The organism is Cyclobacterium amurskyense (genome assembly GCF_001050135.1).
Classification (GTDB): domain Bacteria; phylum Bacteroidota; class Bacteroidia; order Cytophagales; family Cyclobacteriaceae; genus Cyclobacterium; species Cyclobacterium amurskyense.
On the sequence record NZ_CP012040.1, the window covers coordinates 461,857 to 479,400 of the forward strand.

15 protein-coding genes are annotated in these 17,544 nt (G+C 37.9%); 13 read left to right on the plus strand and 2 right to left on the minus strand.

The window, feature by feature from the left end:
- Position 1: 1 nt before the first annotated feature.
- Genes CA2015_RS01800 through CA2015_RS01810 form a run of 3 tightly spaced genes read left to right on the plus strand, consistent with a single transcriptional unit; the run spans position 2 to position 3,307 of the window.
- On the plus strand, positions 2 to 715 hold the full coding sequence (locus tag CA2015_RS01800) for a class I SAM-dependent methyltransferase (RefSeq protein WP_048640337.1): 714 nt from the start codon (positions 2 to 4) through the stop codon (positions 713 to 715).
- Between the two features lie 18 nt (positions 716 to 733).
- Positions 734 to 1,762 (plus strand): glycosyltransferase family 4 protein, encoded by a 1,029-nt coding sequence (locus tag CA2015_RS01805; protein ID WP_048640338.1) that lies wholly within the window; start codon positions 734 to 736, stop codon positions 1,760 to 1,762.
- A gap of 54 nt (positions 1,763 to 1,816) precedes the next feature.
- Positions 1,817 to 3,307, plus strand: a complete 1,491-nt coding sequence (locus tag CA2015_RS01810) for an oligosaccharide flippase family protein (protein ID WP_048640339.1) — start codon at positions 1,817 to 1,819, stop codon at positions 3,305 to 3,307.
- Between the two features lie 65 nt (positions 3,308 to 3,372).
- Here the strand turns inward: CA2015_RS01810 and CA2015_RS01815 are convergent, their stop codons facing one another.
- A complete protein-coding gene (locus CA2015_RS01815; RefSeq protein ID WP_048640340.1) occupies positions 3,373 to 4,659 on the minus strand; it encodes a glycosyltransferase family 4 protein in 1,287 nt (428 codons plus the stop codon).
- A 55-nt stretch (positions 4,660 to 4,714) separates the two neighbouring features.
- On the minus strand, positions 4,715 to 6,181 hold the full coding sequence (locus tag CA2015_RS01820) for an NADP-dependent isocitrate dehydrogenase (protein ID WP_048640341.1): 1,467 nt from the start codon (positions 6,179 to 6,181) through the stop codon (positions 4,715 to 4,717).
- Between the two features lie 328 nt (positions 6,182 to 6,509).
- Between CA2015_RS01820 and CA2015_RS01825 the strand changes: the two genes are divergently transcribed.
- The 10 genes from CA2015_RS01825 to CA2015_RS01870 all read left to right on the plus strand — a co-directional run bounded on the left by CA2015_RS01825 (position 6,510) and on the right by CA2015_RS01870 (position 17,531).
- Positions 6,510 to 7,295, plus strand: coding sequence for an enoyl-CoA hydratase/isomerase family protein (locus CA2015_RS01825; RefSeq protein ID WP_048640342.1), 786 nt, complete (start codon positions 6,510 to 6,512; stop codon positions 7,293 to 7,295).
- An 11-nt stretch (positions 7,296 to 7,306) separates the two neighbouring features.
- Entirely contained in the window at positions 7,307 to 8,824 is a 1,518-nt protein-coding gene (locus tag CA2015_RS01830; RefSeq protein ID WP_048640343.1) for a lipopolysaccharide biosynthesis protein, read from the plus strand.
- A 1-nt stretch (position 8,825) separates the two neighbouring features.
- Positions 8,826 to 9,257 (plus strand): dUTP diphosphatase, encoded by a 432-nt coding sequence (dut, locus tag CA2015_RS01835; protein ID WP_048640344.1) that lies wholly within the window; start codon positions 8,826 to 8,828, stop codon positions 9,255 to 9,257.
- 209 nt (positions 9,258 to 9,466) lie between these two features.
- Complete coding sequence (locus CA2015_RS01840) at positions 9,467 to 11,212, plus strand: tetratricopeptide repeat protein (RefSeq protein ID WP_048640345.1); 1,746 nt, start codon at positions 9,467 to 9,469, stop codon at positions 11,210 to 11,212.
- Entirely contained in the window at positions 11,205 to 11,948 is a 744-nt protein-coding gene (locus CA2015_RS01845) for a DUF4292 domain-containing protein (RefSeq protein ID WP_048640346.1), read from the plus strand. The genes CA2015_RS01840 and CA2015_RS01845 overlap by 8 nt, the downstream gene beginning before the upstream one ends.
- The gene (locus CA2015_RS01850; protein WP_048640347.1) at positions 11,917 to 13,203 is read left to right on the plus strand and encodes a murein hydrolase activator EnvC family protein; all 1,287 of its coding nucleotides are present in this window, start codon (positions 11,917 to 11,919) and stop codon (positions 13,201 to 13,203) included. The genes CA2015_RS01845 and CA2015_RS01850 overlap by 32 nt, the downstream gene beginning before the upstream one ends.
- A gap of 113 nt (positions 13,204 to 13,316) precedes the next feature.
- A complete protein-coding gene (locus tag CA2015_RS01855) occupies positions 13,317 to 13,526 on the plus strand; it encodes a Sec-independent protein translocase subunit TatA/TatB (RefSeq protein WP_020888834.1) in 210 nt (69 codons plus the stop codon).
- A 4-nt stretch (positions 13,527 to 13,530) separates the two neighbouring features.
- Positions 13,531 to 14,964 (plus strand): Asp-tRNA(Asn)/Glu-tRNA(Gln) amidotransferase subunit GatA, encoded by a 1,434-nt coding sequence (gene gatA, locus CA2015_RS01860; protein WP_048640348.1) that lies wholly within the window; start codon positions 13,531 to 13,533, stop codon positions 14,962 to 14,964.
- A 3-nt stretch (positions 14,965 to 14,967) separates the two neighbouring features.
- Entirely contained in the window at positions 14,968 to 16,359 is a 1,392-nt protein-coding gene (locus CA2015_RS01865) for a lytic transglycosylase domain-containing protein (RefSeq protein ID WP_048640349.1), read from the plus strand.
- An 83-nt stretch (positions 16,360 to 16,442) separates the two neighbouring features.
- The gene (locus CA2015_RS01870; protein WP_048640350.1) at positions 16,443 to 17,531 is read left to right on the plus strand and encodes a DUF4837 family protein; all 1,089 of its coding nucleotides are present in this window, start codon (positions 16,443 to 16,445) and stop codon (positions 17,529 to 17,531) included.
- The last annotated feature ends 13 nt before the right edge of the window (positions 17,532 to 17,544 follow it).

Genomic DNA, 17,544 nt, shown 5'->3' on the forward strand with positions numbered 1-17,544 from the left:
AATGACAAAAGACGTTGCCCAATTCTACGACCAATTTGCCAATCAGCAAATTAAAACCGGTGTTAACTCAAGACACCTTAGCATTATTTCAAAATTGAAAAATGCCGGTTTAAAATCACACCATAAGGTATTGGAGGTCGGTTGCGGAATTGGAACCGTTAGTCAGCTAATTGCTAGAAACACACCTAAAGGAGAGGTACTGGCGGTAGACATTAGCCCTGAAAGTATTGCACAGGCAAAAATAATTTGGAATGGTTTGGGCAACCTCCAATTTGAAGTTTCTGACATGAAAAACTTTCATAAGAAAGATACTTTGTTTGATGCCGTAGTTTTCCCTGATGTATTAGAGCACATACCAGTAGAGGACCACTTTGCTTTATTTGAGACCATCAAAAAACACAGTCACTCAGAGACTTTCATCTTTATTCATATTCCTTCCCCTAGATTTCTTGAATGGATGATCGCCAATGAACCAGAAAAACTACAGGTAATTGATCAACCATTAGATACTGGAGAACTCGTTAGCAAATTGTCTGCAAATGATTTTTACCTTGATAAAATGAACACCTATAGCCTTTTTTACAAGGAGAAAGATTACCAATATTTCGTATTTAAAAAGAAACAAGCCATACAAAGCACCAACCATAGAGACAAATGGACTATTTTAAAGGAAAGGTTATTGATCAAATTAAAACAAAAATTACCTGCTTTTTGAACTTCAATTGAACAATAAATGATCCTCTATATCTCTCCCATTCCTACCGCTTTTATCCAAAGGGATATAGAAATGCTAAGCCCTACATTTCGAATTGTTCACCTCAATTTCACTACGAATCCCTATTTATTACCTTTTTTTTTCGTGTATCAATTAATGCAGCTAATGTTGTTGCTTCCGTTCACAAGCAAATACCTTTGTTTTTTTGCCGGATACCACACTATTATACCTGTTTTTCTTGGAAAACTATTTGCCAAAGAAGTAATCATTGAATGTGGAGGAACAGACGCCATGCATTTACCAAAAATAGATTATGGCAACTACAGAAAAAAATGGCTTAAAAAAGCAACTGTATACAGTTTCAAAAACTGTTCACTCATACTTCCGGTATCCCATTCTTTAGTAAAATCAACATATACCTATGATACAGATTCGCCAAAACATCAGGGTTTGCTACACTTGATCCCTGACTTAAAGACAAAAATACAGGTGGTTTATAATGGCTTTGATGACCAGTTTTGGACCGATGACCATAGAGCAAAATCACCTTTCTCCTTTGTTACAGTGGCTACAGGGATTTCAAAAGAAAATCGAGCCATGGTTAAGGGTATTGATCTGGTACTTGAAATGGCAAAAGCATTCCCAGACCATTCATTTACGATTATTGGAGACAAGGATTTCAAAACACTTCTTCCAAATGTCATCATAATGCCCCCTCTTGATCAAAAAGAAATTAGACAAGTATACCAACGCAGCCAGTTTTATTTACAACTTTCCTATTCTGAGGGTTTCCCCAATGCCCTAGCTGAGGCAATGTTGTGTGGATGCATTCCGATTGGAAGTAATGTAGGCGAAATCGCTAAAATCATTGGTGATACAGGTTTTATTTTACCTTATAAAAATGTTGAACTCTTATTTGATTTGGTCTCTAAATTAGAAAATGAAGACTTAAAAACCTTACGGGTAAACGCCTCACTAAGGATAAAGGAAAATTTCAATTATGCCCAGAGAAAAGAAAAACTAATTGCAGTTTTAACACCTGATTAAGAAAAATAATCTCCAACTTTGAATAAAATATTAAAGTATTAATGTCGACTTTTAATGGCAGGTGTTAAGCAAAGTGTATTAACAACCATATTTTCCTATGTGGGAGTAATCGTAGGGTATGTTAACCTTCTATGGCTGTTCCCTTACGTACTTAGCCCAACACAAATCGGTTTATTTAAGACCGTTCAGGACATAGCTTTGCTTTTGGTACCCTTTGCCCAACTGGGTATCGGACATGGCATTACCCGCTTCTTCCCAAGGTTAAGAGGCAAAGAATTTGCTTTCTTTAGCTTTAGCCTGATCATCGCTACTGTAGGCTTTTTTATGGTAGCCTCATTGTTTTTTGTTTTTAAAACCCCAATCATTAACGCATTTGCAGAGAAAGCACCTGAGGTTAACAACTTCCTTATTGTTGCCCTATTGATTACCTTCTTCTCTCTATTCAATTCGCTTCTGGAGGCATTTTGTAGGTCATTTTTAAAGATTGCCATACCTTCTTTAATTCGGGATGTGTTTCTAAGAGTTTTTATGGCAATGTTGGTAATAGGATATTACTTTTCTTTTTACTCCTTTGACTTTATGATTTGGGGCATGGGGGCTGTGTACATGCTAGCCATGATTTCTATCATGTTATACATGAAAAGGGAGAAAATATTTAAAATTGATTTTAATTGGAAGAGAATTACCCTCCCCATTAAGAAGGAGTTTTTGCAATACAGCTTGATCACCCTCCTAGGCACAGCCGGGGCACTTCTGATCATGAAGATTGACAGCATCATGGTGAGTTCAATGATAGGCTTAGATGCCAATGCAATTTACACCATAGGCTTTTCTATAGCTGTGGTAATAGAAATGCCGAGGCGGGCAATTTCACAGGTAGCCATGCCGGTTATCTCCGAGATGTTTGCGAAAAATCAATTGACTGGAATAAATGCACTCTATAAAAAAATAGCTATCAACCAGCTGTTAATTTGTTTGTTGATTTTTTTAATGATCTGGATCAATATTGAGAGTCTCTACCACTTTGTGCCAAACAGAAGTATTTATGAGCAAGGCAAATGGGTAGTATTATTGATCGGTTTAGGCAAATTAACAGATGTGATCTTCTCGGTTAATGGCGAAATAATCGTCTTCTCCAAATTCTACACCTTTAACATCACCGCTACTCTTTTCATGAGTGTAGCAGTAATTGTATTTAACTTGGTATTGATTCCTCATTACGGGATTGAAGGTGCTGCTTTGGCTTCCTTAATCGCCATGTTTTTTTACAACTTTGTCAAATTTGTTTTCATAAAAATAAAGCTAGGTTTCAACTCCTTTACACCTAATGTCTTTTTAATTCTCTTGGCTGGGATATTGAGCTGGGCAGTTTCGTATTACTTGATCCCAACTTTTGAGGCTGTTATCCTTGATATTCTGATTAGAAGTGGAATTGTTACCGCTGTTTATCTACTGCTGTTACACATATTAAAGGCCGCACCTGAAACGGAAACAATGGTTTTACAAAAAATCAAACAGCTGTTGTCTATGCTTAGTAAACACTAAGTATCCAGCCTGGGCATAAAACTTCACATAGAATTCAATGTCATGGTACTGAAAACCTTCGACAACTACGTCTTTGCAATGCCTTCAAGTAATAGCGCCAATTGCTGTGTAATGTTTTTTCTGCTGTAATTTTGAATGTCGGACTTAGTCCATCCTTGATTTTCCCCTTTGGCAAAACCACGAAGGAACTGAACCAAACCTTCTTCATCTTGATGAGCGAAAACTTTACCTGCCCCCGATGAATTAATAATAGAAGCGGAATCCCCTTTCGGATCTCCCAAAGCCAATATTTCCCGACCCGTTGCCATGTATTCAAATAGTTTACCGGGAATATTTCCTTTGGCATTTTTGGTATTGGTAAGGATCAGAAGCAATAGCTGGGCTTTTTCATAAAAGGAGAACACTGTTTTATGAGATACATAACCCGGCAATGCAATATGGGCTTTGAACCAACTGTCTTGAGCTACCAAGGTTTTAATGCTCTCATTCACCCTCCCTACAAAAGTTAGCCTGACCTTGCCTGTGCTCTCTCCAAAAACCGTTTTAAGCGCCCTTAGAAACGGAAAAGGGTCTCTTATTCCATCAATCACTCCCGAATATACGATTTCTAAAACAGACGATTGACTGGCTGGTTTAGAAAGGGTTTCAGGTATATCCGCAGTATCAAAACCATTCAGGATTACCTTTACATTTTTAGCCCCTATCCCCTGCATTTCATTTTTAAATGTAGGTGAAATGGTTACCAGGCTATCGGCCTCTTCAAATACGCTAGACTCAAGCTTTTGATGTTTCTTTCTGGCAAATTGACTTAGCTTAAGCGTGTCCAAAAACTCCCAATTGGACCATGGATCTCGAAAATCTGCAAGCCATGGAATTCCTGTTTTTCTTTTTAGGTTTCTACCTATCAAGTGCATACTGTGAGGAGGCCCAGTAGTGATGATCGCTTCAAAATTATTTTGCTCGCAAATACTAGCTAAAAAACTAACCGAAGGTTTCACCCAAAATAATCTAGGGTCAGGAATAAGGAGGTTTCCCCTGAGCCAGACGGCCAACTGATCGAGCATTCCCGGATCTTTGTACTCAAGAATGCTGGCAGTATCCTTTGGTTGCTGTTTTTTAAGTGTTCTAAACAACTGATAAGGCTCCCAAATAGGAAACTTCAATACCTCTGTATGTTTGTCCACTTCTTTCTCCAGAGAAGGGTCTTGTAATGCAAAATCAGGATTTTCGGGCGTGAAAATTACGGGTTGCCAGCCAAATTCAGGTAGGTATTTGGAAAATTTCAGCCAGCGTTGAACGCCTGACCCGGCACTTGGCGGCCAGTAATAAGTAATGATCAGGACCCTTTTCATACATTAAAAAAAATCAAGCAGGAACATTATTTCCTGCTTGAATGACATTATATATTTATTCGCCTTGAGCCAATGAAAAACCTCTTTCTCCATCGAAAGTATACAAATTCTCTGTCTTGATAAAGTCAAAGCCTAAGTTACCTACCTGATTCAATACCTCTATGATTTGCTCATGGGTAATGGGCTTATCATCTGCATCAAAAAACCTGACTCTCCAATGATCAGAGCAAAAGGTCTCTTTCATTCCATCAGGATAAACCCTTACCCCTCTATTGGTAATAAGTTGCATTTTTAATCCGTTGGCATTGACCGACCTAAGCTTGTCTCCCATTTCGTCCGGGTTTCTATTTCCTTCTTTCCAGTCTATAAAAACATCCAAACCTATCAATACTTTCTCAGCAGCTTTATGTGGTTTGATCGCAAGGGCTTTTTTTATTTCAGCTTCACTTCGCTCAGCTTTGGCAAAAACCGCTTTTTTCATGCTTTTAGGTTCCTTACCTAACCTTGCAATTACTGCCTCAGCAAATTCTTTAGTACCCACTCTTTTGGTACTTACTCCATCTTGATAAATATCTCCTGTATGAATACCATCCTCAAGTGTAGCCATCCATGCATTACTGATTTTTTGTGCTACTTCAGGTTGTCCTATATGCACGAGCATCATGATCGCACCATTTAACAAACCAGAAGGATTGGCTATATCCATACCTGCAATATCAGGAGCAGAACCATGAATAGCTTCAAACATGGCCACATCTTCACCAACATTAGCAGAACCACCGAGGCCTACTGACCCTGTTACCTGAGCTGCCACATCAGAGATAATATCACCATAGAGATTTAGTGTAACAATCACATCAAACATCTCAGGGCTGTCAGCAATTAATGCAGTAGCTATGTCTATAATTTTATGATCTGTTTCTATGTCAGGGTATTCTTTAGCAACCTCATTAAACACCTGATGAAAAATGCCATCAGTCATTTTCATGATATTGTCTTTGGTCATACAAGTGACCTTTTTCCGCTTGTTCATGCGGGCATACTCAAAAGCATACCTGACAATTTTCTCACTACCCGGTCTGGAGATCAACTTTAAGCATTGGTATACTTCATCCGTTTGACGGTGTTCAATACCTGCATATAGGTCCTCTTCATTTTCCCTAATAATAACCAAATCAGTTTTAGGGAAATGAGTATGAATAAATGGCGAATAAGCCTTACAAGGCCGCACATTAGCATAAAGCCCTAATGTCTTTCTTGTGGTCACGTTCAGACTCTTAAAGCCACCTCCTTGAGGGGTGGTAATTGGTGATTTTAGAAACACCTTAGTTTTTCTTAAAGAATCCCATGCACTTGGCGCTATCCCCGAACTTATTCCTTTTAAATAAACCTGCTCACCGATTTCAATAACATCTGGCTCTATAGCAGCCCCGGCTGCCTCCAGGATTGACAATGTTGCATTCATTATTTCTGGACCAATGCCATCTCCAAATGCTACTGTTATTTTCCTTTTTTCCGTCATGTGGTAAGTGATTGAAATTTTTGTACCTAATTTTTAGCTTCTATGCAAAAATAGAAAATATTGACATACAATCGATTTAACCAGAGAAATAATAGCCGTTTTGACAATAAATGAGGCCTACTTCAATCAGTATCAATTCCTAGACTTTAAAGCTTCAAATTAATTAGAAAGCAATAATGATTCTTAAATACCTTTTTCCGTGGTTTAAAATGCAATTTTATAGCTATTTAATGAATTATCACTTTCAGTTGATTTGTGATTTTTAGCCGAATCTTTTGTGATTGATTAGGCACCTCGTATATTTGGGCCTTAACATTGAAGAATTGGAATGGCTGAACAAAAAAATATTCTTTCAGAGACTAAAGACGGAATACTTTATCTTACCATCAGCAGAGAGTCCAAGCTCAATGCCTTAAACTTCAGCACATTGGAAGAGTTGAAAAACATTTTCAACGAAGTGAATGATAACAAATCGATAAGAGGTGTAATCATCACAGGTGCGGGTGAAAAGGCCTTTGTCGCTGGTGCTGACATCAATGAAATTTCAGAGCTTAACGAACTCAATGCTAGAAAGTTTGCTGAATTTGGTCAGGAAGTTTTTGATAACATTGAATCTTGTCATAAACCTGTAATCGCAGTAGTAAATGGCTATGCTTTGGGGGGCGGATGTGAATTGGCCATTGCCTGCCACATGAGAATCGCTACTTCAAATGCTAAATTTGGACAACCAGAAGTAAATTTGGGGATAATCCCTGGCTACGGAGGAACACAGCGGCTTACCAACCTTATAGGCCGTACAAAAGCCACAGAAATTCTGATGACTGGAGACATGCTTGATGTCAATGATGCTAAATCCCTTGGGCTACTCAATCATGTAGAAGCTTCCAAAGAGGATGCAATGGCTAAAGCAGAAGAGATTTTAAGAAAGATAATGAGCAAAGCACCATTGTCTATAGGTATGATAGTAGACTGTGTCAATGCTGTTTTTGCAAGTGACGAAAATGGGTATCAAATCGAAGCCAATAGTTTTGCGCGTTGCGTCAAATCCGAAGATTATAGAGAAGGAACCAAAGCCTTTCTAGAAAAAAGGAAACCTAATTTCAAAGGGGAGTAGTCCCCTTTTTTATGGGCCTGATAAAAAAATTAGCTGGGCAATCTGCCATATATGGCATCAGCAGTATCCTCGGCAAATCAATCAATTTTTTGCTTGTCCCCCTGTACACGGGATATCTTCCAAAAGAAGAGCTAGGGTCTTTCACTATGCTTTATGCAATGATTGCTTTTCTGAATGTCATTTTCACATTCGGCATGGAAACCTCTTACTTTAGATTTTCTACAGGCAAGGGTTTGGATCCAAAGGTTGTCTTTCAAAATGCCCAATCTTTGGTAGCCGTGGTAGGTTTATCATTAGGAATCATTTTGTTTCTTTTTGCAGAAAACCTAAGCTTGCTATTTGATTATCAAGGAAAATCTCATTTGTTTCAATGGGCGGCAATGATATTGACAATTGACGCCTTGATGGCTCTGCCATTTGCACGCTTGAGGCTAGATGGCAGGTCTCTGACTTTTGCATTACTCAAATTGTTAAACATTTTCCTGAATGTAGGTTTCAATGTGCTATTTATCGTTGTAGCTTATCATATCGTTGAAGGAGATATTCTTCAGATACTGTATCCATTTGTTTCTCAATGGTACAATCCAGACTGGGGCGTAGACTATATCTTACTAGCAAACCTATTGGCAAACCTACTTATTTTACCATTTTTATGGAAACTAGCAGGCCAATGGGAATTCCAGCTAAAGCGAACCATCCTTCTCCCCATGTGGAAATACGCACTTCCTTTGTTATTTATGGGACTTGCAGGGGTTACCAATGATGTGTTTTCAAGAGGGTTATTTGAATATGCTCTTCCTGATGGATTTTACCCTGAATTAACTTCCAGAGAGGCCGGAGGAGTATTTGGCGCCACTTTTAGGTTGGCTATATTAATGAGCTTAATCATTCAAGCTTTCAAATATGCCGCTGAACCCTTCTTTTTTCAACAATCTGAGAACAAAAACAGCCCATTATTATTTGCAAGGGTCATGCATTGGTTCATTATCTTTTGCACTTTCTTAATGGTGGTAGTAGCTGTAAATTTAAAGTTAATTGGCGCCTTGTTCTTCCAGGCAGATGGGTATACAGCAGCCCTACCTATGGTACCTATCCTACTAATGGGCTATTTACTATTAGGGGTTTATTACAACCTTAGCATTTGGTTTAAAATCACTGACCAAACGCGTTACAGCTTTTATATCACCTTGGTTGGAGCATTCATAACAGTAGTGATTATCCTCACATTGGTCCCTATCTGGGGTTTTATAGGTGGAGCGTTGAGTACCTTAGGTAGTTATTTGGTCATGGTGTTGCTATGTTATTTTATAGGACAGAAGTATTACCCCATCCCCTACCAGACTAAAAAAGACATTGGCTATCTTATCATAGCATTCCTTTTAAGTTACGGAGGCTTCCTTTTAGACACAGGTTCATTAGCGATTAATTTTATCCTTCACACATCTATCATTTTATTGTATGGTGGCCTAATTTTCTTGATGGAAAAAAAGGAACTATATTCGTTATTAAAATCTCTCTCCAAGAAGTAGCATGAATATTAACGTAATTAATAAATCAAAACACCCTTTACCTGCTTACCAAACCAAACTGTCAGCAGGACTGGATCTTACGGCCAACATTTCTGAACCTATCATTTTAAAACCACTAGAGAGAAAATTAATAGGAACCGGCTTGTACATTGCATTACCTGAAGGTTTTGAAGCACAAATAAGACCTAGAAGTGGTCTGGCTTACAAGCATGGAATTACTGTTCTTAATAGTCCAGGAACAATTGATGCGGATTACAGAGGTGAAATAAAAGTTTTACTTGTGAATAATTCTGACAGTGAGTTCACCGTTCAGGATGGAGAAAGGATTGCACAAATGGTCATCGCTAGGTATGAACAAATCGAATGGAGTCCTCAGGAATCCCTTTCAGACACCGAAAGAGGAACTGGTGGTTACGGAAGCACAGGGAAATAAACCCATGTATTAAATCGTTTTCTTTTTTTGGTGTTTGCCGGCAGATGAACCAAATGTTAGGGTTAATTGTATAATTTAAAGTAATCTGTAAATTGTCGACCTTGATAATAGTTCACAATGGTCTGGAACTAACAGAATTAAAAATCACATTGTAGTTAAAATGAAGGTTTAGGTTATTGAATAAGCTTAAACCTATAGCATGCTTAAACATGGATAAATTGAATTTGAATTTTTTTGTCTGGTTTTTCACATTAATACTCCTAATGGGAATTTCCCAAGAGGATGCTTATGCTCAAAAAAAGCTTAGCAGAAAAGAGCGGAAGGCCAAAGAAAAAGAAATGCTGGCCAGCAGATTGTTTATAGAGGGACAGAAAAACCTCATGCTAGACGATTATGAGAAAGCCTACTTTTATTTTATTAAAGCCTTAGAATACAACGAGGAAGAAAGTGCCATACATTTTAAGCTATCCCAAATGATGGTTCGTGCCAAGCAATTTGAAAAAGCTTTGGCTTATGGACAAAGGGCCTTGGAATTGGATCCGGACAATAAATATTACCATCTACAAATAGCTGAAATATACAACAACCAAGACAAAACAAGGGAGGCTGCAGGTGTTCTTGAAAATCTGATGGCTAAAGAGGGAAATAACAGGCAATACATTCTAGACTTGGCTTCCTTGTATCTAAAACTTCAGGATTTAGACAAAGCCTTGGAAGCATTAAATAAAGCCGAGGAATATTTCGGTGTGGTAGAGCAACTTACCGCTCAGAAACAACGCATTTATTTAAAGAAAAACAACTTAGAAATGGCTATAAAAGAAGGGGAAAACCTTATTGAAGCCCATCCTGGTAATTCAAGGTATGTACTCTCTTTAGTAGATATTTTATTTAATAACAACAAAGCCTCACAGGCATTGGATTTGGTACTTTCTAACTTAGAAGACTACCCAAATCAGCCTGATATAAAAATGGCTGCCTACAAACTTTACAAGGGCAAAAGTGAATTTGACAAGGCAAACAAATACCTAAAAGAAGCTTTTGCAAATCCGGATTTAGAAGGTGATGTAAAGGCAGAAGAATTCTCTACTATTTTGACACAAAGCAAAAGCACTGCTAGAGACCAGTTATTGGACAGCCTTTCCAAACCTATGGAGGCCATTCACCTAAACAACCCCAATATTCTAATCGCCTTAGGAGACTGGAAATTACAGGAAAAGGCATTAGAAGAAGCCATAGAATATTATACAAATTCAGTTAAAATCACTCCTTCAAACCAAAAGCTATTTCAGCAATTGATACCATTGATGTTTGAAAATCAAAAACCTTTTGATGATATTATTGAAATAGCGACATTGGCCACGGAGAACTTTCCCGAGACTTCAGAGTTTTGGTTTTATTTGGGAACCGCCCAGTCTGGGAATAAGGACAATGAAGGTGCCAAAAAATCATTGGAAGAGGCGCTAAAGTTGAACAATGAATTGAATTCTCAATTGACCTTAATGGCCAATTCCCAATTAGGTGATGTACTATTTGGCTTGGGAGAAAAGGAAAGAGCCTTTGAAATTTATGAAGAAGTTTTGGCTCAAAATGCCAATAATGAACATATATTGAATAATTATGCCTACTTTCTTTCTCTAGAGAAGAAGGATCTTGAAAAAGCGTTAAAAATGTCTCAAAAATTGGTTAAGAGGTTTCCAGACAACGCCACCTATCTGGACACCCATGCTTGGGTTTTATTTCAGATGAACCGGTTTGAAGAGGCTCGGCCATTTATGGAAAAGGCATTAGAAAAAGAACCTCATCCAAGTGGTGTAATGTTTGAACATTACGGCGACATCATGTTCAAGATTGGAGAGAAAAAAATTGCCATGGACTATTGGAATAAAGCCAAGGACCTGGAAGACACCTCAGAGTTTTTGACACTTAAAATCAAAAATAAAACCTATTATGAGTAATGCTAAAATATTGACCTTCTTCTTGGGAATGGTGATGCTTTGGTCTTGTGCAAGGAAACCCATGTCTTATACGACCAATAAATCAATGGAAGAATTCCAGCCAAATTACCTTGAATTCAATTACCTTTCAGCCAAAGGTAGGGTTACCTTGGAAGAACAAGATGGCAAAATCACCAAGGGGGTTTTGAATATCAGAGCAAAAAAAGACAGTGTTATTTGGTTTAATATGTCTCCAGGTTTAGGAATTGAGGCCCTTAGAGGTTTTATAAGTGCTGATAGAATTAAGATAAGAGACCGAATAAATGGGCAAAAAATCGACATGGATTATGCCGATTTTCAAAAGAAATACGGGGTTCCGTTGTCCTTTTCGCTCTTCCAGAATTTACTTTTCGCTAACTTACCCCATGAATTCAGCTATAGAGACAGACTTATCAGGGTTGCTAAGACGTTTGTATTAAAACAGGAACGAGAAAACATCACTTACCAAACAACCATCGACGCCGGTCATGGTAAAGTTACCCAATTAGAAAGTAAAGCCTCACAAAATAGAAGTGGTAGTCTAGAGGCTTCTTATATGGATTTTCGCGAAGTTTCCCAACAACCATTCCCTTATCAGGCCATTATAAAAATGGTCTTAAGCTTACCAGACAAGCCCAAGACCAATTTTTTCTTAAACGTAGAGATGATCAAAGTAGAACTAACGGATGACCCACTCAATTTCCCATACAATTTTTAATAAGTTTACCGGAACCAGGGTTCTTTCCCTCATCTTATTTTTAGCCTTTGGACTAGGTACATTTTCTCAGCTAAACGCTCAAGTCACCGCAGACAGAGCAAAGCTAGAGAGAGAGAAAACTGCCATCCAAAAAAGGCTAAGAGAATTTGACACTGTGTTGAAAAAGACTACAGATGAAAAAAAGGTTTCTGTAAGTGAGCTAAGGGCAGTAAATCAAAAACTAGTTGAAAGGGAAAAGTTTATCGCCACAATCAATAAAGAACTCCAACTTGTCAATAAGGAAATCAACCAAACATCATCTCAAATAAAAAAATTAAATGACGAGCTTAACTTACTTAAAGAAGAATACGCTAAGATGATTTACACATCTTATAAACTAAATCAAGGCGTAAACCTTATTACTTTCATTTTTTCATCGGCCACCTTCAAGCAATTCTACATGCGGCTAAAGTACCTAAAACAATACAGTGATGCCCGAAAGAAACAGGTAGAACAAATGGAAAAGGTAAGTTTAGAGTTGGCAGAAAAACAAGGGACCTTAGAATTGCAAAAACAGGATCAAATTAAGGTCCTAAAGCAAGAACAAGAACAGAAAAAGGTTTTGGATCAGCTTAAGATGGAGCAACAAAGAATGGTCAATACCCTTAGCCAAAAGGAAGAGGAAGTAAAAAAAGAGATTGCGGCAACAAAAAAACAGCAGGCAGAACTTAATCAATTAATAAAAAATGTAATTGCTGAAGAAATCAAGCTTGCAAAAGCCGCAGAAAAGGCTGAGGAAAAGCCAAAATCAGCCCAACCAAAAACCAAAAAACTCCCAAATACACCGCAGGTCAAAAAACTCTCTGCATCGTTTGCTAGCAATAAGGGCAATATACCTTGGCCAGTTGATAGCGGATTTATCTCTAAAAAGTATGGTACTTACCCCCACCCTACCTTGAAAGGGATTTCTGAAACCAATGATGGTATAGATATTCAGACCACAAATAATGCTCCAGTGAAATCCGTTTTCCCTGGTACAGTAACTAAAATCACCACAGTACCTGGCATGGGAGGTACGATTATTATCAAACATGGGGACTTTTATACCATGTATAGTAGGTTAAAAACCATTGATGTAAAATCTGGTGAAGAGGTTCAATCCGCAACAGTCATTGGGCACGTATATTCAGATGAAGATGGGTATTCTGAACTTCATTTTCAAACTTGGAAAGGCTTGGAAGTAATGAACCCTAGCATTTGGCTTTCTAGTAAATAATCGCTAAATTTTAATATATTTACAAAAATTAAATACAACATGCTTTAATTCCTTTGCGTTAATAAAGCACAATCATATATTTGTAATAATTTCAAAATCAAAATAATCGAATCATGAATACATTGGGTTTTATACAAAATATCGGAGGAGGATCATTAGTGGTCATCGTACTGGTAGTTATCCTTCTTTTTGGAGCAAAACGGATTCCTGAACTGGCTAGAGGACTAGGTAGAGGTATCAGAGAATTTAAAGATGCTACCAAAGAAATTCAGGATGATTTGGAAGAAGGACTGAAAGACGACAACAAGAAAGCAAAAAAATAAAAAGTTGGAAAAATTTCGTTCATTCGATGAGATAAGAAAATCGCTAGAAAAAAAGGAAACGGATTGTAAAGCGATTGTCAAATACTACCTAAGCAACATTGAAACGAAGGCGCAATTAAACGCCTTCGTTGAAGTTTATAGCCAATCTGCTTTAGAGCAGGCGGAAACTATTGACGAAAAAATAGCTTCAGGAAAAGCTGGAAAACTAGCTGGAATGGTAATTGGTATAAAAGATGTTTTGTGCTATAATGAGCACGAATCAAACGCCTCCAGTAAAATACTGGAAGGGTTTGAATCTCAGTTTACCGGAACTGCTATTCAGCGTCTAATAGATCAGGATGCCATCATAATAGGAAGGCTTAACTGTGATGAATTTGGTATGGGATCTTCCAATGAAAACTCAGTGCATGGAAAAGTATTGAATGCCATTGACGAGAGTAGAGTACCTGGAGGATCATCCGGTGGATCAGCAGTAGCCGTGCAAGCCAACCTTTGTACTGTTTCTTTAGGAACAGACACAGGAGGATCGGTAAGACAGCCTGCAGCTTTCACAGGAGTAATTGGTATTAAACCTACCTATTCTCGTATTTCAAGGTATGGATTAATCGCATACGCTTCGTCATTTGACACAATCGGTGTTTTCTCGAACAATGTCAAAGACAATGCATTGGTACTAGAAACCATGGCAGGTCCTGATGACTTTGATAGCACCTCTTCTCGTAAACCTGTACCTTCTTACAGCAAATTATTGCATTTCGATAAACCTGCAAAAATTGCTTACCTGAAGGAAACGGTTCACTCTGAAGCATTGCAGCCAGAAATCAAGGCCAATACGCTTAACGTACTAGAAAAGTTGAAGGAAGAAGGTCATGAAGTGGAAGAAGTAAATTTTCCACTTTTAGACTATGTGCTCCCTACTTACTATATTCTTACGACGGCGGAAGCTAGTTCAAACCTATCAAGATTTGATGGTGTAAAATATGGGTATAGAACACCCAATGCACATAATCTTGAAAGCATGTACAAGCTTACCCGATCCGAAGGATTTGGGGAAGAGGTAAAACGTAGGATTATGCTTGGTACCTTTGTATTAAGTGCCAGTTATTATGATGCTTATTTCACAAAAGCGCAAAAAGTAAGAAGGTTAATTAAGGAGTATACAGAAGACTTGTTGACCAAGTATGATTATATTGTGCTTCCAACAACCCCAAGTACAGCCTTCAAATTTGGTGAACATTCAAATGATCCGGTGGCCATGTACTTAGAGGATTTGTTTACAGTACAGGCATCAGTGTCAGGAGTACCTTCTATTTCTATCCCCAATGGAAAAGATGAGAAAGGTTTACCAATAGGACTACAAATCATGGCCAATTCTTTTAAAGAAGCGGAATTATATGCTTTTGCCAACTACCTGACATCGGCCACATTTAATAATTAAAATATGAGGTTAAAATCTTTTTATATATTAGTAGCAACTTTGATATTGTCCATTCCTAATTGGAATGTGGCAATAGCTCAGGAGAAAGGCATGACTGTTTCAATCGACCCAAATGGGGAGGAAACAGTCATGCCTTTTTATGACTACGAACATATACCAGATTTCACCTATGAAGAAGTAGAAAAGCGTATCGCAGAAATGGATACGGATATGCCTTTTGAATTGAATGAAACAATTTTTGCCTTCATTAATTACTTTACCGTAAGGAATAGGGATTATACACGCATGGTCCTTGAAAGACAGGACATGTACTTCCCTATGTTCGACGCTTATCTTTCAGAACACAATATGCCTGAAGATATCAAGTACCTATCAATCATAGAATCTGGCCTTAACCCAAAAGCCAGGTCTAGGGTAGGTGCCATGGGGCTTTGGCAGTTTATGCCAGCCACAGGTAAAGAGTACAAATTGTATTACAACAGTCATGTAGATGACCGACTAGACCCTGAGCTTTCCACCGAAGCAGCTATTCGCTACCTAAAAGCATTAAATCGACGCTACAACAATTGGGAATTGGCCCTAGCCGCGTATAACTGTGGCCCGGGTAATGTAAACAAAGCCATTCGTCGCTCGGGAGGAAAAAGGACATTCTGGGAAATTTACAGGTATTTGCCTCGTGAAACAAGGAGTTATATCCCGCAGTTTCAAGCAATCATGTATGTATTGCGGTATGCTGAAGAACACAATCTCATTCTAGAAGAGCCCTCCTATCCAGTAGCCTACGAGAAAATGGACATAGGGAAAGGATATACCCTAGAAAACCTGGCCAAACATACCGGGCTTTGCATTGAAGACCTTGAATATTTAAATCCTTCTTTAATCAAAAGTAAGGTTCCTGATTTCGGTAAAGCAATTAGTATTAATGTTCCTAAAGCAGCTCACGCCTTTATCACAGAAAACCAGAACTGGATAATTGATTCTTTAAAAATAGAAAACCAGAGGTTTTTGGCTGCCTTGCCTGAAAAGGAAGCTGCTAAACCAATGCATTATGCTACTTACAGAGTTAGAAGTGGCGATGTCTTGGGTAAAATTGCTCAAAGGTATGGTGTTTCGGTAAGTCAACTCAAGGCCTGGAATAGTCTGTATACCAACACCATAAAAGTCGGACAAGTACTTCATATCCATCAGGACAAACCCAGTTTTGAGAGGAATTTGGCCTCAACAGCTACCATCTCCACCAACAGCAATGGAGGTAAAATGTACACTGTCCAACCTGGAGACTCACTTTGGCTAATCTCAAAAAAGCTAGAAGGAGTAACCATTGATCAGCTTAAAAAATTGAACAACTTGAACAATAATCAAATAAAACCAGGTCAGAAATTAATCATTGGATAAATTTCAAACTAATTTGTTAATTGTTTTTTGAGTTGCGATAAATATCCCTAAATTAGGCTTGAACAAAAATAAACTAAACAATTATGAGTTTACGATTTTGCATTATAGCCTTAATATCCGTTTTTGCTTTTGCTGGATGTCAGAGCAATTCCGGATCCGATTCAGATAGCAATAAACCAAAAGCTAGAGGTACACTGGGAGAAATCATCTTGGTAATTGATTCAGCAAAATATGCTGGCCCAGTTGGAGATGCATTAAAGGATGTTTTTGAGTCCAATATTGAAGGGATTATAAGAGAGGAATCCATGTTTTACATGAGAAAAGTGGATCCTAGAAAAATGACAAGAATCCTTAAGATGGCCTCCAATATAATATTTGTCACAACTTTTGATGACAGAAGTATTGGTAGTAGAACAATCGCAAATCAATTTACACCTGAGTCCGTAGAGAAAAGTAAATCTGACTCTTCTTTATTCATGTTGAGAAATCAAAACGAATTCGCTGTAGGACAAGAAGTTGTTTATTTATTTGGAGAAAATGAAGCTGAATTAATAGATAATTTAGAAAAGAACAAAGACCTACTTCAAAGTCTTTTTGCCAATAAAGAAAAGGAGATATTGGCCACTGCTCTTTTTAACCGTAAAAATGGAGTCGGCTCTGAAATGTCAAAAAAGAAGTTTGGTGTAACACTTAATCTTCCGGCCTCTTATCAGTTTACTAAAGAGGAAGACAACTTTTTATGGTTCAGGCAGCCTACACCAAGAGTTGACAAACCAGATATTAGCTTGTTCTTTTATCAAACAACTTATGAGGACGAGTCTCAAGTTTTCCCTGAAAATATCATAAAATTACGAGACGAAATAACCAAGCCACGTATTTTTGGAGACCCTGCTAATACTGAATCGTATATAATCACAGAAAAGCAAATACCGCCTGCATTCAAACCCATTAAATTGGATGGACAATACGCCGTAGAGATGCGTGGTTCATGGAGAACCAATAACTTATCAATGGGAGGATCATTTCTATCTTACACGGTAGTTGATGAAGCCAAAGGCAAGATATTCTATATGGAGGGATTTGTCTATTACCCTAACGAAGCACATCGAGCTTCACTAAGAGAAATTGAGACCATTCTTCAAGCGAGTAAGTTCAAGATGGAAGCAGAATAAATTTCATAAAACA

Bases quoted from the DNA above. Each gene is read 5' to 3' on its own strand.
- CA2015_RS01865 (WP_048640349.1), top strand. From the start codon at position 14,968: ATGAGGTTAAAATCTTTTTATATATTAGTAGCAACTTTGATATTGTCC.
- dut (WP_048640344.1), top strand. From the start codon at position 8,826: ATGAATATTAACGTAATTAATAAATCAAAACACCCTTTACCTGCTTAC.
- CA2015_RS01820 (WP_048640341.1), bottom strand. From the start codon at position 6,181: ATGACGGAAAAAAGGAAAATAACAGTAGCATTTGGAGATGGCATTGGT.
- CA2015_RS01845 (WP_048640346.1), top strand. From the start codon at position 11,205: ATGAGTAATGCTAAAATATTGACCTTCTTCTTGGGAATGGTGATGCTT.
- CA2015_RS01805 (WP_048640338.1), top strand. From the start codon at position 734: ATGATCCTCTATATCTCTCCCATTCCTACCGCTTTTATCCAAAGGGAT.
- CA2015_RS01830 (WP_048640343.1), top strand. From the start codon at position 7,307: ATGGGCCTGATAAAAAAATTAGCTGGGCAATCTGCCATATATGGCATC.
- CA2015_RS01840 (WP_048640345.1), top strand. From the start codon at position 9,467: ATGGATAAATTGAATTTGAATTTTTTTGTCTGGTTTTTCACATTAATA.
- CA2015_RS01825 (WP_048640342.1), top strand. From the start codon at position 6,510: ATGGCTGAACAAAAAAATATTCTTTCAGAGACTAAAGACGGAATACTT.
- CA2015_RS01800 (WP_048640337.1), top strand. From the start codon at position 2: ATGACAAAAGACGTTGCCCAATTCTACGACCAATTTGCCAATCAGCAA.
- CA2015_RS01855 (WP_020888834.1), top strand. From the start codon at position 13,317: ATGAATACATTGGGTTTTATACAAAATATCGGAGGAGGATCATTAGTG.
- CA2015_RS01870 (WP_048640350.1), top strand. From the start codon at position 16,443: ATGAGTTTACGATTTTGCATTATAGCCTTAATATCCGTTTTTGCTTTT.
- CA2015_RS01815 (WP_048640340.1), bottom strand. From the start codon at position 4,659: ATGAAAAGGGTCCTGATCATTACTTATTACTGGCCGCCAAGTGCCGGG.
- CA2015_RS01850 (WP_048640347.1), top strand. From the start codon at position 11,917: ATGACCCACTCAATTTCCCATACAATTTTTAATAAGTTTACCGGAACC.
- CA2015_RS01810 (WP_048640339.1), top strand. From the start codon at position 1,817: ATGGCAGGTGTTAAGCAAAGTGTATTAACAACCATATTTTCCTATGTG.